This window comes from Streptomyces sp. NPDC050418 (genome assembly GCF_044458745.1).
Taxonomy (GTDB): domain Bacteria; phylum Actinomycetota; class Actinomycetes; order Streptomycetales; family Streptomycetaceae; genus Streptomyces.
The window spans coordinates 239,282-245,597 of the sequence record NZ_JBITIG010000013.1 but is presented as its reverse complement, the minus strand read 5'-3'; the positions used below and the strand labels follow the sequence as shown (position 1 = coordinate 245,597).

5 protein-coding genes are annotated in these 6,316 nt (G+C 72.0%); all 5 read left to right on the top strand.

Annotated features, from left to right (window positions below; genetic code table 11):
* Positions 1 to 207 precede the first annotated feature (207 nt).
* The 5 genes from ACIBI4_RS29345 to thrC all read left to right on the top strand — a co-directional run bounded on the left by ACIBI4_RS29345 (position 208) and on the right by thrC (position 6,093).
* Entirely contained in the window at positions 208 to 1,059 is an 852-nt protein-coding gene (locus tag ACIBI4_RS29345) for a PRD domain-containing protein (RefSeq protein ID WP_399207137.1), read from the top strand.
* Between the two features lie 97 nt (positions 1,060 to 1,156).
* Positions 1,157 to 2,188: an ArgS-related anticodon-binding protein NrtL gene (nrtL, locus tag ACIBI4_RS29340; RefSeq protein WP_399207136.1), complete on the top strand. Its 1,032-nt coding sequence runs from the start codon at positions 1,157 to 1,159 to the stop codon at positions 2,186 to 2,188.
* A 10-nt stretch (positions 2,189 to 2,198) separates the two neighbouring features.
* On the top strand, positions 2,199 to 3,590 hold the full coding sequence (lysA, locus tag ACIBI4_RS29335; protein ID WP_399207135.1) for a diaminopimelate decarboxylase: 1,392 nt from the start codon (positions 2,199 to 2,201) through the stop codon (positions 3,588 to 3,590).
* 127 nt (positions 3,591 to 3,717) lie between these two features.
* Complete coding sequence (locus ACIBI4_RS29330) at positions 3,718 to 5,010, top strand: homoserine dehydrogenase (RefSeq protein WP_399207134.1); 1,293 nt, start codon at positions 3,718 to 3,720, stop codon at positions 5,008 to 5,010.
* A gap of 6 nt (positions 5,011 to 5,016) precedes the next feature.
* Positions 5,017 to 6,093 (top strand): threonine synthase, encoded by a 1,077-nt coding sequence (gene thrC, locus ACIBI4_RS29325; protein WP_399207133.1) that lies wholly within the window; start codon positions 5,017 to 5,019, stop codon positions 6,091 to 6,093.
* Positions 6,094 to 6,316: the final 223 nt, after the last annotated feature.

Genomic DNA, 6,316 nt, shown 5'->3' with positions numbered 1-6,316 from the left:
CCCCCCCCCCCCCCCCCCCCCCCCCCCCCCCCCCCCCCCCCCCCCCCCCCCCCCCCCCCCCCCCCCCCCCCCCCCCCCCCCCCCCCCCCCCCCCCGGCCAGGAGGGTCCTTCGCCTCAGGCGCGCGGACGCGCCGGCGGGGGACGATAAGAGATCATTCGGTCGGAACGGCTGCCCGGACACGGGCCACGGACGAAGGGAGGCGGCAGTGGAGGCACTGCGCGTCCTCAACAACAACGTGGTCCTCGCGCGCGACGACAAGGGCCAGGAGGTCATCCTCACCGGCCGCGGCATCGGCTTCAGCTCCCAGCAGGGCAAGCCCATCGACCCCGCGATGATCGTGCGCGTCTTCGTCCCGGCCGACGGCCGCGACCCCGACCACATCGCCGAGACCCTCGCCCTGATCGACGAGGAGGTCCTGCGGGCCGTCGTCATCGCCCTCGGCGAGGCCGGGATCGAGGGCCGCGAGTCCACCCGCCCCACCCTCGCGATCGCGGTCGCCGACCATGTGGCGGGCGCGCTGGACCGCGCCAGGCGCAGCATCGTCGTCGAGTACCCGCTGCGCGCCGAGACCCAGACGCTGTACGCGACCGAGTACGCCCAGGCCGAGAAGCTGCTCGCGGCGATCAACGAGCGCGTGGACCCCGAGCTGGAGGACTCCGAGGCGACAGCGCTCGCGCTGCACCTGGTCAACGCGGGCTTCGCGTCCGGCGATCTGTCCTTCACGTACACGATGACCGGCGTCATCCAGCAGATGCTCGCCGTGGTGGGGGAGCGCTACGGCCTCGACGTCTCGCAGCAGTCGATGAACGCGGCGCGCTTCATCACGCACGTCCGCTACCTGTTCGTACGGATCCAGCAGCACCGCCAGCTCAAGGGCCACGAGTCCACCATCGGCAAGGGCATCCGCCAGCACTACCCGGAGGCGACCGCCACCGCCCGGAAGCTCGCCACGATCGTGGAGCTGCGGCTCGGCGAGCAGCTCAGCGAGGACGAGGTCTCGTATCTGGCGCTGCACGTGGCACGGATGACGATGGAGGCGGACGGCTCGGCGCTCTGAGCCCGCCACCCCTCCAGGGGGCGCGCCGGACCCCCTCCCGTCTCCCTATGCGAAACCGACTCGCATACCCACCCCCCACCTCCCCTACGCTTGTCCCGTGACCCCCGCCGATCTCTCCCGTACCGTGCTGCGCGTCCTGCGCCACGCCGTCGAGCAGGGGGAGCTGTGCGCGGAGGTGCCCGAGCGGGTCATCGTCGAGCGGCCGCGGCCCGGCGGTCGCGGGGATTACGCGACGAACGCCGCGCTGCAGGTCGCGGGCCCCGCGGGGCGTCCGCCGCGCGAGGTGGCCACGCTGCTCGCCGACCGTCTCGTACGGGAGCCGGGCATCGCGGACGTCGAGATCACCGGCCCCGGCTTCCTCAACCTGACGCTCGACGACGACCAGTCCGTCGTACGGGACATCCTCGGCGCGGGCCCGAGTTACGGTCACGCCCCCGGCCCCACCGGCCAGATCGTCCAGCTGCACTGCAAGCCCGAGCTGCGCGCCGCTGTCTGGTGCGACGCGCTGCACCGGATCCTGCGCTCCCAGGGCGCCCTCGTGCGCACCACGTGCGAGGAGCAGTTGCCCGCCGCCTGGGCCCCGCTGGGGATCCGCATCGACGCCCACGGCACCCCTCCCGCTCCCGGCCTCGCGTTCACCACGCCGGTGCCCGCACCCGAGCAGTCCGCGGCCCTGGGCCGCGACGCCACCCGCTGGGCCCTGCTCCACCCGGCCGCGCACGACCACGCGCGGCTGACGGAGGAGCACCTCCTCCAGGCGGAGGCCAACCCGCTCTTCCGGGTCCGCTATGCGCACGCCCGCAGCCACGCGCTCACCCGCAACGCGGCCGACCTGGGCTTCGCGTCCGAACCCGGACCCGTACCGGAGCACGAGGAGCTGTCCGCGGCCCTCGCCGAGCACCCCCGCGTCCTCGCCCAGGCCGCCACCCACCGCGCCCCCGACCGCCTCACGCGCCACCTCGTCGCGGTCGCCGACGCGCTGCTCGACTTCCAGTACGCCGTCCTGCCGCAAGGCGACGAGAAACCCCAGGCCGCCCACCGCGCCCGGCTCGCGCTCGCCGAAGCCGCCGGGACGGTGCTCGCCGGTGGCCTGTCCCTGCTCGGCATCGACGCTCCCGCATACCTGTGAAAGAGACGACATGAGCCGCTCCGCGCACCCCGCAGGCCCCCGCCACGCCGACGTCCTGCCCGAGGGCCACTACACCGCGCCGCCCGCCGACCTGAACGTCCTCGACCCGAAGGTCTGGTCGCGCACCGTCACCCGTGACGAGCGGGGCGCCCTGACCGTCGGCGGCATCGAAGTGGCACGCCTTGCCGAGGAGTTCGGCACGCCCGCGTACTTCATGGACGAGGCCGACTTCCGGGCCCGCTGCCGCTCCTGGCGCGAGGCCTTCGGCACCGAGGCCGATGTGTTCTACGCGGGCAAGGCCTTCCTCTCGCGCGCCGTCGTGAAGTGGCTGTACGAGGAGGGCCTCAACCTCGACGTGTGCTCCGGCGGCGAGCTGACCACCGCGCTCAGCGCCGGGATGCCCGCCGAACGCATCGCGTTCCATGGCAACAACAAGTCCGAGGCCGAGATCGAGCGGGCCGTCGAGGCCGGCGTCGGGCGCATCGTCCTCGACTCCTTCCAGGAGATCGTGCGCGTCGCGCACATCGCGCAGCGGCTCGGCAAGGTCCAGCCCGTCCTCATCCGCGTCACCGTCGGCGTCGAGGCCCACACGCACGAATTCATCGCCACGGCCCACGAGGACCAGAAGTTCGGCATCGCGCTGGCGGGCGGCCAGGCGGCCGAGGCCGTACGGCGTGCGCTGAAGCTCGACGGGCTCGAACTGCTCGGCATCCACAGCCACATCGGCTCGCAGATCTTCGACATGGCCGGCTTCGAGGTCTCCGCCCGCCGCGTCGTCCAGCTGCTCGCCGAGATCCGCGACGAGCACGGCGTCGAGCTCCCCGAGATCGACCTCGGCGGCGGCCTCGGCATCGCGTACACCAGCGAGGACGACCCGCGCGAGCCGCACGAGATCGCCAAGTCGCTCAGCGAGATCGTCTCGCGCGAGTGCGACAGCGCGGGCCTGCGCGCGCCCCGTATCTCCGTGGAGCCCGGCCGCGCGATCGTCGGCCCGACCGCCTTCACGCTCTACCGCGTCGGCACCGTCAAGCCCCTGGAGGGCCTGCGGACGTACGTGTCCGTGGACGGCGGCATGTCGGACAACATCCGCACCGCGCTGTACGACGCCGAGTACTCCGTCGCCCTCGTGTCGCGCAGCTCCACCGCGGAGCCGATGCTCTCCCGCGTCGTCGGCAAGCACTGCGAGAGCGGCGACATCGTGGTCAAGGACGCGTTCCTGCCGGCCGACCTCGCCCCCGGCGATCTGATCGCGGTGCCGGCGACGGGCGCGTACTGCCGCTCGATGGCGAGCAACTACAACCACGCGCTGCGGCCCCCGGTCGTGGCGGTGAAGGACGGCGAGGCGCGGGTGATCATCCGTCGCGAGACGGAGGAGGATCTCCTCGCGCTCGACGTGGGCTGACGGCGGATTTCCCGTCTTCGTATCCCATCGAAATGAAATCGACGTCTCATATGCCGGACCTGGGCAGGAAACCCCGGTCCGGTAGGTGAGACTGAGGCAACCGCAGAAGTTCAAGAATCGAGGTCGGATGATGCGTACGCGTCCGCTGAAGGTGGCGCTCCTTGGCTGTGGAGTCGTCGGCTCCGAAGTAGCCCGCATCATGACGACGCACGCGGACGACCTCACAGCCAGGATCGGCGCGCCAGTCGAGCTCGCGGGCGTGGCCGTCCGCCGCCCGGACAAGGTGCGCGCCGGCATCGACCCCGCGCTGATCACCACCGACGCGACCGCCCTGGTCAAACGCGGTGACATCGACGTGATCGTCGAGGTCATCGGCGGCATCGAGCCCGCCCGCACCCTGATCACCACCGCGTTCGAGCACGGCGCCTCGGTGGTCTCGGCCAACAAGGCGCTGCTCGCGCAGGACGGCGCGGCCCTGCACAAGGCCGCGGAAGACCACGGCGAGGACCTGTACTACGAGGCCGCCGTGGCCGGTGCGATCCCGCTGATCCGCCCGCTGCGCGAGTCCCTCGCGGGCGACAAGGTCAACCGCGTCCTCGGCATCGTGAACGGCACCACGAACTTCATCCTCGACAAGATGGACTCGTCCGGCGCCGGCTACCAGGAGGCCCTCGACGAGGCCACCGCCCTGGGCTACGCCGAGGCCGACCCGACCGCCGACGTCGAGGGCTTCGACGCCGCCGCCAAGGCCGCGATCCTGGCCGGGATCGCCTTCCACACCCGCGTACGCCTCGACGACGTGTACCGCGAGGGCATGACCGAGGTGACCGCCGCCGACTTCGCCTCCGCGCGCGAGATGGGCTGCACCATCAAGCTCCTCGCGATCTGCGAGCGCGCCGCCGACGGCGAGTCCGTCACGGCCCGCGTCCACCCGGCGATGATCCCGCTCAGCCACCCGCTCGCCTCCGTGCGCGAGGCGTACAACGCGGTGTTCGTCGAGTCCGAGGCCGCAGGACGGCTGATGTTCTACGGGCCCGGCGCGGGCGGCGCCCCGACCGCCTCCGCGGTCCTGGGCGACCTCGTGGCCGTCTGCCGCAACAAGCTCGCCGGCGCAACGGGGCCCGGCGAATCCGCGTACACGCGCCTTCCCGTCAGCCCGATGGGCGAGGTCGTCACGCGGTACCACATCAGCCTCGACGTGGCCGACAAGCCGGGCGTCCTCGCCCAGGTCGCGACGGTCTTCGCCGAGCACGGCGTATCGATCGATACGGTCCGCCAGCAAGGGAAGGACGGCGAGGCGAGCCTCGTGGTCGTCACCCACCGCGCGAGCGACGCGGCCCTGACCGGGGTCGTCGAGGCGCTGCGCAAGCTCGACACCGTGCGGGGTGTCGCCAGCATCATGCGTGTCGAAGGGGAGTAACCAGACATGACCGCGAGCAACACCGGCGCCCACCAGTGGCGCGGGATCATCGAGGAGTACCGCGACCGCCTGCCCGTCAGCGAGGCGACGCCCGTGGTCACGCTCGGCGAGGGCGGCACCCCGCTCGTACGGGCCGAGGTGCTCTCCGAGCTCACCGGCTGCGAGGTCCACCTGAAGGTCGAGGGCGCCAACCCGACCGGCTCCTTCAAGGACCGCGGCATGACGATGGCGATCTCCAAGGCCAAGGAGGAGGGCGCCAAGGCCGTCATCTGCGCCTCCACCGGCAACACCTCCGCCTCGGCGGCCGCGTACGGCGGCAAGGCCGGCATGGTCAGCGCCGTCCTCGTCCCGCAGGGCAAGATCGCGCTCGGCAAGATGGGCCAGGCCCTCGTGCACGGCGCGAAGATCCTCCAGGTCGACGGCAACTTCGACGACTGCCTCGTTCTGGCGCGAAACTTGTCCGAGAACTACCCGGTGGCGCTGGTCAATTCGGTCAACCCGGTGCGTATCGAGGGCCAGAAGACCGCCGCGTTCGAGATCGTCGACCGCCTCGGCGACGCGCCCGACATCCACGTCCTGCCGGTCGGCAACGCGGGCAACATCACGGCCTACTGGAAGGGCTACAAGGAGTACGCGGCCGACGGCCTCGCCACCCACACGCCCGTCATGTGGGGCTTCCAGGCCTCCGGCGCCAACCCGATCGTGCGCAAGGAGGTCGTGAAGGACCCCTCGACGATCGCCACCGCGATCCGTATCGGCAACCCGGCCTCCTGGCAGTTCGCCGAGGCCGCGCGGGACGAGTCGGGCGGCCTGATCGACGACGTGACCGACCGTCAGATCCTGCGCGCCTACAAGCTGTTGGCCTCCCGCGAGGGCGTCTTCGTCGAGCCCGCCTCGGCCGCCTCCGTGGCCGGTCTGCTCAAGGCCGCCGAGGACGGCCGTCTGGCCAAGGGGCAGCGCATCGTCTGCACCGTGACCGGCAACGGCCTCAAGGACCCGGACTGGGCCGTCGCCGGCGCGCCGCAGCCGGTCACCGTCCCGGTCGACGCGGCCACCGCCGCCGAACGCCTGGGCCTGGCCTAGCACTTGGGGCGGCTGTGCCCCGGGCCCCGCAGGTCCGGGCATAGCCGCCCAACACCCCTCAGGGGGTGCACAAGGGGCTTGCGACACGCATCGTGCGCCTCCCGTGCGCCCTATGTCGCCACAGAACCTTCCTTCGATAGGCTGTACCAAAACCGCCCGCCGCATATGCCGCGGTGCCGTGTGGGGTCGGCCAGTGCGCGCCGGTACCTCTCTCCCGTACGCA